This window comes from Nocardioides sp. NPDC127514, from assembly GCF_040302125.1.
Lineage (GTDB): Bacteria > Actinomycetota > Actinomycetes > Propionibacteriales > Nocardioidaceae > Nocardioides.
The window spans coordinates 1-13,672 of record NZ_JBEORF010000049.1 but is presented as its reverse complement, the minus strand read 5'-3'; the positions used below and the strand labels follow the sequence as shown (position 1 = coordinate 13,672).

Sequence of the window (13,672 nt, the reverse complement as noted above, 5' to 3'; positions counted from 1 at the left end):
GTGCCATGACCATCAGTCGAATCCTCGTCGCCAATCGCGCCGAGATCGCCTCGCGCGTCTTCCGCACCGCCCGCAAGCTCGGCATCGAGACCGTCGCGGTGCACTCCGACGCCGACGCGGACCTGCCGTTCGTGGCGGAGGCGGATCATGCCGTACGCCTCCCGGGCAACGCCCCGGCCGAGACCTACCTCCGCGCCGACCTCGTCATCGAGGCGGCCAAGGTGGCCGGCGCCGACGCGATCCACCCGGGCTACGGGTTCCTGTCGGAGAACGCCGACTTCGCCCGCGCCGTCGAGGCGGCCGGTCTGGTCTGGATCGGGCCCGCGCCCGAGTCGATCGAGCAGATGGGCTCCAAGATCGAGGCCAAGAAGATCATGGCCGCCGCCGGGGTCCCGGTGCTGGAGGCGCCGGCCTCGCCGGTCGAGTCCGACCTGCCGCTGCTGGTCAAGGCCTCCGCCGGCGGGGGCGGCCGCGGGATGCGGATCGTCCGCTCCCTCGACGCTCTCGGCGCCGAGATCGCCAAGGCCGAGGCCGAGGCCGCGTCCGCCTTCGGGGACGGGACCGTCTTCGTCGAGCCGTACGTCGAGGCCGGCCGCCACGTCGAGGTCCAGGTCGTCGGCGACGGAGCCGGCAATGTGGCGGTCTTCGGCGAGCGCGACTGCTCGGTGCAGCGTCGCCACCAGAAGGTCGTCGAGGAGTCGCCGGCTCCGCTGCTCCCGGACACCGTCCGGTCGGCGCTCCACGAGGCCGCCCGGAACGCCGCCGCGGCGATCGACTACCGCGGCGCCGGGACCGTCGAGTTCCTCTACGACGCCGCCTCGGAGCGGTTCTGGTTCCTGGAGATGAACACGCGCCTGCAGGTCGAGCACCCGGTGACCGAGCTGGTTCATGGGGTGGATCTGGTGGAGCTGCAGATCGCGGTGGCCGAGGGAGTTTCGGGGGTCTCGACAAGCTCGACCACCGATGTGACTGGGCATGCGGTGGAGGTACGGCTCTACGCCGAGGATCCGGCAGCGGACTATCAGCCGCAGTCGGGGACCCTGACGACGCTCGAGTTCCCCGGGGATGCGCGCGTCGATGCCGGCTACACGTCGGGCTCGGAGGTCAGCACCTTCTACGACGCGATGCTGGCGAAGGTGATCGTCCACGCCCCGACGCGTGATGCGGCGATCCGGCGGCTCGTCGGGGTGCTGCGTACGGCCAAGATCCATGGCCTGGTGACCAACCGGGAGCAGCTGATCGGGATCCTCGGGTCGGAGGCGTTCCGGTCCGGTGAGGTCAGCACCTCTCTTCTCGCGGAAGAAAAATTCCTTCCACGCGCGGAGGACCCCGGTGCCGCGGTCGCGGCAGCGGTCGCGTTGGCCGAGGCGACCCGCCGCCCGGGGCTCCCGGTCGCCTGGCGCAACGTCACGAGCCAGCCGCAGCGGACGGTCTTCGAGGATGACTCCGAGGATGGCCTCGTCGTGGAGTGGTACGGCACCCGCGATGGCTATCGCATCGACGGCTTCGAGGTCATCGATGCAGGTCAGAGCAGGGTTGTTCTCGAGCGCGACGGCCTGCGCACGGCGTACGAGATCGCCGTCGCCGGGGACCGGATCGACGTCGACTCCTCGTTCGGCCACACCGCGCTGCGGAAGCGTCCGAGGTTCACCGACCCCGCGACCCAGACCCAGCCCGGAAGCCTGCTGGCGCCGATGCCGGGATCGGTCATCAGCGTGCTCGCCGAGACCGGCAGCGACGTCACCGAGGGCCAGCCGCTGCTGGTTCTGGAGGCGATGAAGATGCAGCACACGGTCACCGCGCCCACCGACGGCGTACTCGCTCAGATCAACGTCAAACCAGGAACCCAGGTCGCCGCCGGTGAGGTGCTGGCCGTCGTAGAGGAGACAGCATGACCACCACCGCCGCAACTGTGCCCAATCCGTTTGGCGAGCCCGAGGAGCGGACCGCGCTGCGAGAGGCGGTGGCGAAGCTGGCCGGCAAGTACGGCCACGACTTCGTCGCCAAGCAGGCCCGCGAGGGCGGCAAGATGACCGAGATGTGGCTCGAGATGGGCCGCAACGGGTTCCTCGGCGTGAACATCGCCGAGGAGTACGGCGGTGGTGGCGGTGGCATGAGCGACCTGGCCGCCGTGCTCGAGGAGGCTGCGACCGCCGGCGCTCCGCTGCTGATGATGGTCGTCAGCCCGGCGATCTGCGGCAGCATCATCGGCCGCTGCGGCACCGACGAGCAGAAGAAGCGCTGGCTGCCGGCGATCGCCGACGGCTCGCATCTGATGGCCTTCGGGATCACCGAGGCCGACGCCGGCTCGAACTCCCACAAGATCACGACGACGGCGAAGCGCGACGGCGACAGCTGGGTGCTCAACGGTCAGAAGACCTTCATCTCGGGCGTCGACGAGGCCGACTCGGTCCTCATCGTCGCGCGGACGGAGGACGCCAAGACGGGCAAGCTCAAGCCCGCCCTCTTCGTGGTCCCGACCGACTCCGAGGGCTTCACCAAGCAGGTCATCCCGATGGCCTGGGAGGCGCCGGAGAAGCAGTTCACCCTCTTCATCGACGACGTACGTCTCCCCGCCGACGCCCTCGTCGGCGACGAGGACGGTGGCATCTGGCAGCTCTTCGCGGGCCTCAACCCCGAGCGGATCATGGGCGCCGCCCTCTCCTGCGGGATGGCGCGTTACGCGCTCGGCAAGGCGGTCGAGTACGCCGGGTCGAGGTCGGTCTGGAAGGACGCCCCGATCGGCTCCCACCAGGGCATCGCGCACCCGCTCGCGAAGGTCAAGATCGAGCTGGAGCAGGCCCGCCTGCTGTGGCAGAAGGCCGCCGCGCTCTACGACGCCGGCGACGACGCCGGTGCCGGGGAGTACGCCAACATGGCCAAGTACGCCGCCGGCGAGGTCGCCTGCAACGCCACCGATGCCGCGGTCCACACCCACGGCGGCAACGGCCTGACGGTCGAGTACGGCCTGGCCAACCAGCTCGTCGCCGCCCGGCTGGGGCGGATCGCCCCGGTCAGCCGGGAGATGATCCTCAACTACATCGCCATGCACACCCTGGGGCTCCCGAAGTCCTACTGATCACGGCGAAATGAGTACAGGGCCGGTCGCGTGAGCGACCGGCCCTGATGCGTACGTCTGTCTCTACTTCTTCGGCTCGATGATCACGATCGTGCTGAGGATCTTGTCGGCGAAGGTCTGCCGCTTGTCGTCCCACAGCGGCCACAGGTAGCCGATGTAGCAGGCGAGCTGGTCGAGGTAGTGGACGAAGAAGCGCCCGATCGAGAACCAGGTGCCGAGGACCTGACCGTCGGCCTCCTTGACGACCTTGATGCCGAGGACGCCCTTGCCGATCGTGTATCCCGTCTTGCCCTGCTTCAGGCCGTAGTTCCAGAACAGGAAGGCAAGAGACACGAGGAAGCCGATGAACATGAGCAGCCCGCCGATGGCCATGAGGGCCCCGTTGGGCTCGCCGGCGGGCGTGTACATGCCGGTGTTCGGGTCATACTCCGAGACACCACCGGAGGCGGCTCCGCCGATGAGCAGGCCGTAGCCGATCCAGAACGGGATCATGGCCACCGCGCCGACGAGTCCGTCGATGATGAAGGCACCCGCGCGTGCACCCCAGGAGGCGTACGGCGGGGTCGGGGCTCCATAGCCGTACCCGGCCGGGGCGGCGCCGTAGCCGGGAGCGGCCGGAGCGGCGCCGTAGCCCGGCGCGGGCGGAGGCGGCGGAGCGCTGGGCTGACCGTAGGCCGGTGCGGGCGGCGGAGTCGGCGGCAGGGGCTGGCCGGAGGGGTCCTGCGGGGCGCCAGGAGGCGGGCCGTAGTTAGACATGCGCCGAGTATGGCCACATCTCTACGCAATTGTCAGCGCACACGCCTGAGCCCGCTGTGGCTATGACCGAGGCTCCACCACGACCAGCGTGCTGACGATCTTGTCGGCGAAGGTCTGCCGCTTGTCGTCCCACAGCGGCCACAGGTAGCCGATGAAGCAGAACGCGTCGAGGACGTGGAGCAGCTGTCGCCCCAGCGCCATCGGGACGCCGGTCGTCGCCTGTGACTCGGTGCGGATCAGCTTGATCCCGACGACGCTCTTGCCGATGGTGTGGCCGGTGCGGCCCTGCTTGAGGACGTGGTTCCAGACGGCGAAGCCGATGAACCCCAGCCAGCCGACCAGGGTGACCAGCAGGCCGAAGATGGTGACGAAGAAGCCGGACTCCTGAGACAACCCGCCTCCCACGCCGGCGACCAGATAGAACGGCACGAGCAGCGCCGCATCGATCAGCGCACCGCCGGCGCGGCGACCCCAGGTCGCCAGCGGCGGGCCGGCGGGGACGTACGACTGCTGTGCCCACGGCGGGGCCTGGGGCTGCTCGCCCGGTCCATGAGTGGGGCCCTGCGGTGCGCCTGGCGGTGGCCCGGGCGGCGGGCCGAAGTTCGACATCTGGTGGGTCATCTCCTCGAGTGTGCTGGCCTGCTGACCTGACCGACGTTCAATCTATCGGGTCATACAGGGGTTAGCCTGACCCTTATGGCTGGAGCGGCGACGGCAATGGATCGGGCTCAGCGCCGGTTTCCGCCGGTCGCGTTCCCGCTGGCCGTCCTGTACAAGTTCTGGGACGACCAGGGCAACAACCTCGCCGCGATCATCACCTACTACGCCTTCGTGGCCGTCTTCCCGATCCTGCTGCTGGCCTCCTCGATCCTCGGCTTCGTGCTGGAGGGCAACCCGGGCCTGCAGGAGGCGGTGCTCGACACGGCGCTGGCGCAGTTCCCGATCATCGGTGACCAGCTCGGCCGCAAGGAGCTCACAGGCTCGTCCAGCGCGATCGTGATCGGTGGTCTCACCGCCCTCTACGGTGCGCTCGGCCTGGGCCTCTCGTTGCAGAACGCGGTCAACACAGCCTGGTCGGTGCCGCGCAACAGCCGCCCCAACCCGATCCTGCTGAGGGTGCGGTCGCTGCTCATGCTCGCCGCCGGCGGTCTGGCCATCCTCTCGGTGACCGCGCTGTCGCTGGTGCTGAGCCGCACCGACTTCCTCGGGTTCAAGGCGGTCGACATTGGCTACTGGCTGGTGATCCTCGGCACCGTCGTGATCGTCACCGGCATGCTCTGCGTCGTCTTCCGGATGGCCACCACGCGCGACCACGCCCTCGCCCACGCTCTCCCGGGAGCGCTCACGTTCGCGATGCTGTGGCAGGTGCTGCAGTACTTCGGTGCGGAGTTCGTCCAGCACGTGCTCGCCGCCACCCGTGGCATGAACCAGACCTTCGCGCTGGTCCTCGGTCTCGTCGGCTTCCTCTACATCGCGGCGCTGATGGTGGTGCTCTCGATCGAGGTCAACGTCGTCTACGCCCGTCACCTGTGGCCGCGCGCGCTGCTGACTCTCTTCACCGACGATGTCGAGCTGACCGAGGCCGACCGCCGCGCCTACGCGAGCTATGCCCTGATGCAGCGTCACAAGGGCTTCGAGACGGTCGCGGTCACGTTCGACGGCCCCGACGGCGACACCCACGAGATCGTCATGGACCCCTCCTGGCTCCGCAAGACCGCGAGGCGGATCCGTCGCCACGACGAGTTCAGCCGGCCTCTGCCGCCGACCAAGCCACCGCCGCCGGTGCCGCCGGGCCAGCTGCGCGCGGTGCCGCATCCCGACGAGGGCGAGCCGGAGCAGCGTACGAGCTCCTAGGGCTTCCTCCGCAGCGGCACGAAGCGATACCAACCGTGGCTGCTCAGTCGCGCCACGCCCGTCTCGTTCCGCTCCACCAACATCATCAGCCCGGCGACCGGGACCACCATCCGCCCGGGCGAGGCGAGCTGGTCCATCAGCTCGCGTGGCAGGGCCTCGGCTTCGGCGGAGACGAGGATGCGATCGTACGCAGCCTGCCGAGGCCACCCGAGGACCCCGGGCTTCGCCTTCTCGATGCGGGCCCACGGCTGGTCGGTCGCGGCCAGGTTCCGGCGCCCGAACCGGACCAGCGAGGGCTCCAGCTCGACCCCGATGACGCTGCCCTCCGGGCCGGTCAGGTGGGCGAGCAGCGCGGTGGTCCAGCCCGACCCGGAGCCGACGTCGAGCACCTTGTCACCCGGTGCGACCTCGAGAAGACGGAGCATGTCGGCCACCGTCCGCGGCTGCGAGTTGGTCTGTCCGTGGCCGATCGGAAGCGGCTCGTCGAAGGCCGCGAAGTCGCGCTCCTCGGGCGGGAGAAAGCCCTCCCGGGGGATGGCGGAGAATGCATGGCGGACCGGGTCCACACCTCCAGTCAAGCACCGTAAGGTCTGCCCCATGACTGAGTCGCCTGAAACCAACGCTGAGCTCGTCCACCTCGACGTCGCCGAGGGTGTCGCCACCATCACCCTCGACTCGCCGGCCAACCGCAACGCGCTCTCCCGCCAGTTGGTCACCGAGCTGTTCGAGGCGCTGCACGCCGCCGACAAGGACACCTCCGTCAAGGCCGTCGTGCTCCAGGCCACGGGCACCGTCTTCTGCTCCGGCGCCGACCTCTCCGAGGCCGCGACGGTGCCGATGGAGGAGGGCACCCGCGGGATCGTACGTCTCCAGCGCACCATCGTCGCCCTCACCAAGCCCGTCGTGGCGAAGGTCCAGGGACCGGTGCGCGCCGGGGGTCTCGGGCTCGTTGCCGCCGCGGACATCGCGATCGCCGCCGACACCGTCTCGTTCGCGCTCACCGAGGTCCGGCTCGGCCTGGCCCCCGCCGCGATCTCCCTCTCGATCCTTCCCCGGATCGACGCCCGCGCCGCCTCCCGCTACTTCCTCACCGGCGACAAGTTCGACGCCGCCGAGGCAGCCCGGATCGGCATCCTGACCGCCGCCGTCCCCGCCGCCTCGCTCGACGACGAGGTCGCCGCCATCACCTCCTCCCTGCTCGAGGGCTCCCCCCAGGGACTGCGCGAGACCAAGCGCCTCATGGTCCGCGGCCTCGTCGAGCACATCGACGCCGGCGGCGAGGAGATGGCAGCCCTCTCCGCCCGCCTCTTCGGCTCCGACGAGGCCCGCGAGGCGATGACCGCCTTCCTGTCTCGCAAGCGGTAGCCGACTGGTGGCACCCGTGCTCGCATAACACCACGTCGGGGGTAGAGTTATCTCCTTGCCGTGCGCCATGGGGGGCGCACGGCGGGTGTGGATCTTTGTGACGGGGGAACATCCAGTTGAACGACAAGCTGGCTGAGCGCGAGATCGCTCAGGAGCAGGGGTTCGTAGATCGTGTCTACCTCCAGCTGGGAGAGTCGGCGCGCGCTGCGCAGGAGCTGGCCGCCGAGGGCCGCGACCGTGGGCGTCTGGGCCATGAAGGTGGTCTGGTCGAGCGCGACGCGTTCGCCTTCCAGGCGGCGCGACGCATCGCGCAGCTCGATGCCGCTCACGAGGGACTGGTCTTCGGTCGCCTCGACCTCGACCCGTCGGTCGACGCCGAGCCGCGCTACGTCGGCCGGATCGGTCTGCGCGACGCGCAGCGTGACTCGCTGCTGATCGACTGGCGGGCGCCCGCGGCTGCGGTGTTCTACCAGGCCACGGCGGTCGAGCCCCGGTCGGTGATCCGGCGGCGGGTGCTCCGCTCCGAGGGGCAGAGCGTGATCGGTGTCGAGGACGAGCTGCTCGACGCCGAGGCGCTGGAGCGCTCCGGTGCCGACCTGCCGATCGTCGGCGAGGGCGCGCTCATCGCCCAGCTCAGCCGTGCCCGCGACCGCACGATGCACTCCATCGTCGCGACCATCCAGGCCGAGCAGGACAAGGCCATCCGCGCGCCCGGCAAGGGTGTCACGACCATCTCTGGCGGTCCGGGCGTGGGCAAGACCGTGGTGGCGCTCCACCGCGCCGCCTACCTGCTCTACACCGAGCGTCGCCGCTACGAGTCGGGCGGCGTGCTCATCGTCGGGCCGTCGGGCGTCTTCATGCGCTACATCGAACGCGTCCTGCCGAGCCTCGGCGAGACCGCGGTGGCGCTGCGCTCCCTGGGTGAGGTCGTGGACGGCGTACGCGCGACGTGGCACAACGACCCCGCCGTCGCCGACGTGAAGGGCTCGGTCCGGATGGCCGAGGTGCTGCGCCGCGCCTCGCGCCAGCAGGCGCCGGGCTCCCCGCGCGAGTTCAAGGTCTTCTACCGCGACGACTCGCTGCGCCTGGACGGCAAGCGGCTCGGTGAGCTGCGGCGTCAGCTGATGAGCCAGGGCCGGCGCAACCAGCAGCTGCGTCGCGTACCTCAGATGCTTCTCGACATCCTCTGGCGGCAGGTACGCGGCGAGCGCGGCCGTGAGCGCGGTCGCGAGGTCTTCAACGACGAGATGCTCGACAACCCCGCCTTCCTCGAGTTCGCCGCCGCCTGGTGGCCGGCGCTGGAGGCGCGCGAGGTGCTCGGCTGGCTCCGCGAGCCGGAGTTCCTCGCCCGCGTCTCCGAGGGAATCCTGACGCACGACGAGCAGCAGCTGCTCCTCAAGTCGTGGGCCGGCCGCGGCCTGACCGACGCCGACCTGGCCATCGAGGACATCCCGCTGCTCGACGAGCTCCGCTACGCGATCGGCGACATCCCCGAGCAGGTCGCCGACGAGCGCGACGCCGACCAGAGCGGCATCGACATCGCCGAGCTGATGACCGCCTCCGACCGCGAGTTCGCCTCGGGTCGTGGCTGGCGCCCGCCGACGTACCGGATCGACGACGACCCGTTCGCCCACATCCTCATCGACGAGGCCCAGGACCTGACCCCGATGCAGTGGCGGATGGTCGGTCGCCGGGGACGTACGGCCTCGTGGACCATCGTCGGCGACCCCGCCCAGTCCTCGTGGCCGGTGGCGGAGGAGGCCGAGGCCGCCCGGGCCAAGGCGCTCGAGGGCAAGCCGGTCCACGCGTTCCACCTGTCCACGAACTACCGCAACTCGGCCGAGATCTACGACTTCGCCGCGGCCTACGCCGAGCGCGTCGGGCTCAACGCCGACCTGCCGACCGCGGTCCGCTCCACCGGCGTCGAGCCGCGGGTCATCGAGCACTCGGTCGACCTGGAGAAGGCCACCCGGGAGGCGGTCGCCGAGATCGCGTCGCAGGTCGGCGGCACCGTCGGCATCGTGGTCCCGGTCGCGCGCCGCTCCGAGGTCAACTCGTGGCTCGCGTCCTGGTCGGAGTTCGCGGCCGACGCTCCTTCGGCTGCGGCGTCTGCCGCGGACCCGACCTCGGTGCCCTCCGGCGAGGACCGCATCGTCGTCCTCACCGGCCTGGACACCAAGGGCCTGGAGTTCGACGGCATCGTCGTGGTCAGCCCCGACGAGATCGAACGCGAGTCGGCCACCGGCCGCGCCACGCTCTACGTCGTCCTCACCCGCGCGACCCAGCTGCTGACCACAGTCTCCTGACAAGCCGAAACGCCGAGTCGGCGCGTTCTAACGCGCCGACTCGGCGTTTCGGGTCAGCCGACGGAGGGCTTGGCGTCGGCGGTGACCTCGACGCCCTCGGCGAACTCGACGAGCTGCTTGTCGGAGAGGTGGATGGAGTTCCACATCTGGATCACGACGGTGAAGTCGCGGTAGGCGTACTTGAGCATCGTCGCGCCGTCGGGGGTGGTGACGAGGGTGGCGGGCTGGCCATTGACGGTGGTGTCGGTGGCACCCTCGGCACGTGACGAGGGCGACTCGAGGGTCACCACGATCTTGTCCCGGAAGTCGCTGATGGAGGACTTGTCGTCGGGGCGAGCGACGGCGAGGACGTACTGGTCGGATCCCTGCAGCACGAACCCCTCGGGCACCTTCGCCACGGTGTAGCCGGGCATCTGGGCGCCGTCGTAGTCGACCAGGCGTACGTTGTCGGCGGCCTGGGAGATCGGTGCGACCTCGTCGCCCGAGGTCAGCGCGATCCCGCTGAAGGCGCCACCGACCGCGAGAGTCAGCGCGGCGCCGCCGAGCGCGGCGCGCTTGATACGGCGCCGGGAGAGCGCCCGGTGGCCACGGCGCAGGTCGGCGGCGGCGTCCTCGGTCGCAGCGGCGGACGGGGACGGGGTCAGGCGGGCGAGGCGGTCGATCACGTCGTTCATCGGGAGTCTCCTGTCAGTTGGGTGGGGGTGAGCAGCGCCCGGAGCTTGTCCAGGCCGCGTGCGGTCTGGGACTTCACGGTTCCTGTCGAGCAGCTGAGCGCGTCGGCGACCTCCTCGACCGAGAGGTCGTGGACATGGCGGAGCACGACGGCCGCACGCTGCCGGGGCGGCAGCTCGGTCAGCGCAGCGACCAGTTCGGGATCGACCATCGCCGGATCCTCGACCGGTGCCTCGGGGAGCGTGACCGCGCCCTGCTCCCGCCGGAAGAACGGGCGCCTGCGGTGGTCGGTCAGGCAGTTGACCAGGGTCCGGCGAGCGTACGCAGCGGGGTGCTGGGACGCTCGCCCCCAGGCCAGGTAGACCTTGACCAGGGTCGACTGGACCAGATCCTCGGCCAGGTGGGCGTCGCCGGCGGTCAGCAGCCGTGCAGTGCCGACGAGCGGCGCTCGGTGGCGGCGTACGAAGGCCTCGAATTCGGCGTCTTGGGAACGTCTCACGCACTGTCAACGGATTCGGGGCACCGCGGGGTTGCACGGCCCACCATCCGAATCGAATGGGTCACGCGTCAGCGCGCGGATTAGGCTCATCCCATGACGACCAACAGCCCTGCCAAGACCGCGATCGAGGAGATCACGGGGCACGAGGCGTGGGCGATCATCCGGCGCTCCTCGCGGGCGGGTGACCGCGACACGGTCGGCATGCTGGCAGGCACCCGGTCCGTGGTCGAGTCGCTGCTCGACGTACCCCTCGAGGAGGGCACCCCGGAGCCGGGGAAGGTGGCCGACCGGCTGCTCGCGGTGCCGTTCCGGCAGGTGAGCGAGCGGGGCTTCGAGGCCCACGACGACGGCACCCCGCTGGTGGTCGTCGACGTGGAGCGCGAGTGGGAGTTCTCCGTCGCCGAGGTCATCGAGGCGCTCCCGGACGTGCCCGTCGAGTTCACCGACCGCGGTGGGTTCGACGTGGACGACGACACCTACGCCGACCTGGTCAAGACCGTCATCGAGGACGAGATCGGCCAGGGCGAGGGCGCCAACTTCGTGATCGGCCGCCACTACCGGGCCCAGCTCGACGACTGGAACCACGCCCGCGCGCTCACCGTGCTGCGCCGTCTTCTGGAGCGCGAGCGCGGGGCGTACTGGACCTACTGCTTCTTCACCGGCGACCGCTACCTCATCGGCGCCTCGCCCGAGCGGCACGTGAGCGTCCACGGCGGCGACGTCCGGATGAACCCGATCTCCGGCACCTTCCGGCTGCCGCGCGATCTCGAGGGTTCGCCCGAGAAGATCGCTCACGATCTCAAGGGGCAGCTGACCGACTTCCTCACGGATCAGAAGGAGGTCTACGAGCTCTTCATGGTGGTCGACGAGGAGCTCAAGATGATGTGCGACATCTGCGACCAGGGCGGCCAGGTGCTCGGGCCGTTCCTGAAGCCGATGTCGCGGCTGATCCACACCGAATACCTGCTCGCCGGCCGCTCCGCGCGGGACCCGCGCGAGATCCTGCGCGACACGATGTACGCCGCCACCGTCACCGGCTCGCCGGTGGAGAACGCGTGCCGGCTGATCAAGAAGTACGAGCCGGAGGGCCGTGGCTACTACGGCGCCGCCCTCGCGCTGCTCGGCCGTGACGAGTCCGGCGCCCCGACGGTCGATTCGCCGATCGTGATCCGCACCGCGGACGTGTCGCTCTCCGGTGAGCTCAAGGTGAGCGCCGGCGCGACGCTGGTGCGCGACTCCGACCCGACGTACGAGGTCGCCGAGACGCACGCCAAGGCCGGCGGGATCCTGTCGGCCTTCGGGCTGGTGCCGGCGGCGCCCGCGCTCGCCCAGGACGTCTCCGAGCTGGTCAACGACGAGGACCTGCTGCTGACCCTGGCCGCCCGCAACCGGCGGCTGTCGTCGTTCTGGCTCACCGACCAGGGCGACGAGGAGCCCTCGGCCCACCTCGCCGGCAAGCACGCGGTGATCCTTGATGGCGAGGACGATTTCGTACGCATGCTGCGCCACGTCCTGCGGGTGCTCGGCATGACCTCGTCGGTCGTGCGGCACGAGGACTACGAGGACGGCGCCTTCGCGGGTGCTGATCTCGTCATCGTCGGGCCCGGCCCGGGCGACCCGCGCGATGGCAATGATCCGAAGATGGCCAAGCTCCGCGCCGCCGTGGCAGCGCTGCTCGAGACCGAGCAGCCGTTCCTGGCGGTCTGCCTCGGCCACCAGGCGCTGTGCCACCAGCTCGGGATCGGGCTGCACTACAAGGACATCGTCTTCCAGGGCACCCAGACGCGCGTCGGTCTCGGGTTCGGCGGGCGGCCGCGTCGCGAGCGGGTCGGGTTCTACAACACGTTCGTCGGACGGGTGGGGTCGACGGAGCTGCCCGCAGGGGTGTCGGTGGATGCCGATCCGGAGACGGGTGACATCCATGCCATCTCCGGTCCGCACTACGCCGGCATCCAGTTCCACGCGGAGTCGGTCCTCACCGAGCGCGGCTACGACCTCATCCACGACGTCGTCAGCGATCTGCTCGCCCAATGACCAGAGTCGTCGTGGTCGACCACCACGACTCCTACGTGTGGAGCCTCGTCCACATGGTCGCGCAGGTCACCGGGGCCCTTCCGGACGTCGTGGAGCACGACGAGGTGAAGTTCGGGGACCTCGCCGGCTACACCCATGTGGTCCTCTCGCCCGGGCCCGGCCACCCGGCCGATCCGGCGGACTTCGCGGTCGGGCGGGACGTACTCTTGGACGCGGGGCGGCCCGTCCTCGGCGTCTGCCTGGGGATGCAGGGGCTGGTGACCGCCTACGGCGGTGTCGTCGACCGGATCGAGCCTGCCCACGGCGAGGTGGCCCGGGTGACTCATGACGGTCGCGGGGTCTTCACGGGCATCCCGTCGCCGCTCGAGGCGGTCCGCTACCACTCCCTGGCGGCCGTCTCGGTCCCCGATGTCCTGGAGGTGACGGCACGTTCCGAGGACGGGGTCGTGATGGGCGTACGGCACAGGGATCTGCCGCTGGAGGGGGTCCAGTTCCACCCGGAGTCGGTGCTCTCCCAGCACGGCGCGGCGATGGTCGCGAACTTCTTGAACCAGCAGAGCCTGGGCCGACCGGGGCCACGGTGAGCGTCGAGGACCTCTTCGCCGAGGTCGCCGCCGCGCACCCGCGCTGCGTCTGGCTCGATGGTGGTGGCGCGCGCGAGTGGTCCGGCACGCGGTCCCTGATCGGCTGGCTCGAGGACGACGACGTCTCGCTGACCTACTCCGCCGCTCGCCGCGAGGTGCTGCGCCATACCGGTGGGCGCTCCGAGGTCGTCGGCGACGACATCTGGCACGTCCTGGAGCGCGAGATCGGCGCGGGGGAGCAGTGGTTCGGCTACTTCGGCTACGCCTGCCGCGCGGACCTCCCGGCGACCCCGTCGGCGGACGTACCCGACGCCGTCTGGATGCGCCCGTCGCATGTGCGGATGTTCGACCATGTCGGGGTAGTCCGGGAGCGAACTGCCCATATACCGGCGAGTAATAGGCAGTTCCGCTGACCATCGTGTCGCGCGGGATCGAGACGCCGTAGGCGAACTTACGGTTCGCGGAGAGGTGCACAGGATGGTGGTGTCCGATCCGCCACCGCTCTCGCCGTCCAGACCACATC

13 protein-coding genes are annotated in these 13,672 nt (G+C 70.1%); 8 read left to right on the top strand and 5 right to left on the bottom strand.

The features are described from left to right. The first annotated feature begins 5 nt into the window (after positions 1–5). Complete coding sequence (locus tag ABTX24_RS28440) at positions 6–1,895, top strand: acetyl/propionyl/methylcrotonyl-CoA carboxylase subunit alpha (protein WP_350844467.1); 1,890 nt, start codon at positions 6–8, stop codon at positions 1,893–1,895. Beyond that, entirely contained in the window at positions 1,892–3,079 is a 1,188-nt protein-coding gene (locus ABTX24_RS28435; protein ID WP_350844465.1) for an acyl-CoA dehydrogenase family protein, read from the top strand. Before ABTX24_RS28440 ends, ABTX24_RS28435 begins: the two co-directional genes overlap by 4 nt. 63 nt (positions 3,080–3,142) lie before the next feature. On the opposite strand, the gene ABTX24_RS28430 is transcribed toward ABTX24_RS28435, so the two are convergent. Both ABTX24_RS28430 and ABTX24_RS28425 read right to left on the bottom strand, forming a co-directional pair. Then, positions 3,143–3,835, bottom strand: a complete 693-nt coding sequence (locus tag ABTX24_RS28430) for an RDD family protein (protein ID WP_350844463.1) — start codon at positions 3,833–3,835, stop codon at positions 3,143–3,145. 60 nt (positions 3,836–3,895) lie between these two features. Continuing rightward, the gene (locus ABTX24_RS28425) at positions 3,896–4,456 is read right to left on the bottom strand and encodes an RDD family protein (RefSeq protein ID WP_350844461.1); all 561 of its coding nucleotides are present in this window, start codon (positions 4,454–4,456) and stop codon (positions 3,896–3,898) included. 96 nt (positions 4,457–4,552) lie between these two features. Here ABTX24_RS28425 and ABTX24_RS28420 point away from each other — a divergent pair, with 96 nt between their 5' ends. After that, the gene (locus tag ABTX24_RS28420) at positions 4,553–5,689 is read left to right on the top strand and encodes a YihY/virulence factor BrkB family protein (protein ID WP_160025854.1); all 1,137 of its coding nucleotides are present in this window, start codon (positions 4,553–4,555) and stop codon (positions 5,687–5,689) included. Here the strand turns inward: ABTX24_RS28420 and ABTX24_RS28415 are convergent. Then, the gene (locus tag ABTX24_RS28415; protein ID WP_350844459.1) at positions 5,686–6,267 is read right to left on the bottom strand and encodes a protein-L-isoaspartate O-methyltransferase family protein; all 582 of its coding nucleotides are present in this window, start codon (positions 6,265–6,267) and stop codon (positions 5,686–5,688) included. The genes ABTX24_RS28420 and ABTX24_RS28415 overlap by 4 nt on opposite strands. Before the next feature lie 19 nt (positions 6,268–6,286). Here ABTX24_RS28415 and ABTX24_RS28410 point away from each other — a divergent pair, with 19 nt between their 5' ends. Both ABTX24_RS28410 and ABTX24_RS28405 read left to right on the top strand, forming a co-directional pair. Beyond that, positions 6,287–7,054, top strand: coding sequence for an enoyl-CoA hydratase family protein (locus ABTX24_RS28410; protein WP_350844458.1), 768 nt, complete (start codon positions 6,287–6,289; stop codon positions 7,052–7,054). A 116-nt stretch (positions 7,055–7,170) separates the two neighbouring features. Continuing rightward, entirely contained in the window at positions 7,171–9,360 is a 2,190-nt protein-coding gene (locus tag ABTX24_RS28405; RefSeq protein WP_350719278.1) for a HelD family protein, read from the top strand. Between the two features lie 53 nt (positions 9,361–9,413). Here ABTX24_RS28405 and ABTX24_RS28400 read toward each other — a convergent pair whose 3' ends face one another. Together ABTX24_RS28400 and ABTX24_RS28395 are read right to left on the bottom strand one after the other, a co-directional pair. Beyond that, positions 9,414–10,034, bottom strand: coding sequence for a hypothetical protein (locus tag ABTX24_RS28400; RefSeq protein ID WP_350844456.1), 621 nt, complete (start codon positions 10,032–10,034; stop codon positions 9,414–9,416). Further along, complete coding sequence (locus ABTX24_RS28395) at positions 10,031–10,531, bottom strand: SigE family RNA polymerase sigma factor (RefSeq protein ID WP_160025847.1); 501 nt, start codon at positions 10,529–10,531, stop codon at positions 10,031–10,033. The genes ABTX24_RS28400 and ABTX24_RS28395 overlap by 4 nt, the downstream gene beginning before the upstream one ends. Before the next feature lie 93 nt (positions 10,532–10,624). On the opposite strand from ABTX24_RS28395, the gene ABTX24_RS28390 reads away from it, so the two are divergent. From ABTX24_RS28390 to ABTX24_RS28380, 3 genes are read left to right on the top strand one after another with little or no spacing between them, the layout of a single operon-like run. Next, positions 10,625–12,565 (top strand): anthranilate synthase family protein, encoded by a 1,941-nt coding sequence (locus ABTX24_RS28390; protein ID WP_350844454.1) that lies wholly within the window; start codon positions 10,625–10,627, stop codon positions 12,563–12,565. After that, positions 12,562–13,149 carry an anthranilate synthase component II gene (locus ABTX24_RS28385; RefSeq protein ID WP_350844452.1) on the top strand — a complete coding sequence of 196 codons (588 nt, stop codon included), beginning with the start codon at positions 12,562–12,564 and terminating at the stop codon, positions 13,147–13,149. The genes ABTX24_RS28390 and ABTX24_RS28385 overlap by 4 nt, the downstream gene beginning before the upstream one ends. Continuing rightward, a complete protein-coding gene (locus ABTX24_RS28380) occupies positions 13,146–13,562 on the top strand; it encodes a hypothetical protein (protein ID WP_350844450.1) in 417 nt (138 codons plus the stop codon). The genes ABTX24_RS28385 and ABTX24_RS28380 overlap by 4 nt, the downstream gene beginning before the upstream one ends. Positions 13,563–13,672 lie beyond the last annotated feature (110 nt).

Coding starts and splice junctions, on each gene's coding strand:
- ABTX24_RS28440 (WP_350844467.1), top strand. CDS start 6: ATGACCATCAGTCGAATCCTCGTCGCCAATCGCGCCGAGATCGCCTCG.
- ABTX24_RS28435 (WP_350844465.1), top strand. CDS start 1,892: ATGACCACCACCGCCGCAACTGTGCCCAATCCGTTTGGCGAGCCCGAG.
- ABTX24_RS28430 (WP_350844463.1), bottom strand. CDS start 3,835: ATGTCTAACTACGGCCCGCCTCCTGGCGCCCCGCAGGACCCCTCCGGC.
- ABTX24_RS28425 (WP_350844461.1), bottom strand. CDS start 4,456: ATGACCCACCAGATGTCGAACTTCGGCCCGCCGCCCGGGCCACCGCCA.
- ABTX24_RS28420 (WP_160025854.1), top strand. CDS start 4,553: ATGGATCGGGCTCAGCGCCGGTTTCCGCCGGTCGCGTTCCCGCTGGCC.
- ABTX24_RS28410 (WP_350844458.1), top strand. CDS start 6,287: ATGACTGAGTCGCCTGAAACCAACGCTGAGCTCGTCCACCTCGACGTC.
- ABTX24_RS28400 (WP_350844456.1), bottom strand. CDS start 10,034: ATGAACGACGTGATCGACCGCCTCGCCCGCCTGACCCCGTCCCCGTCC.
- ABTX24_RS28390 (WP_350844454.1), top strand. CDS start 10,625: ATGACGACCAACAGCCCTGCCAAGACCGCGATCGAGGAGATCACGGGG.
- ABTX24_RS28385 (WP_350844452.1), top strand. CDS start 12,562: ATGACCAGAGTCGTCGTGGTCGACCACCACGACTCCTACGTGTGGAGC.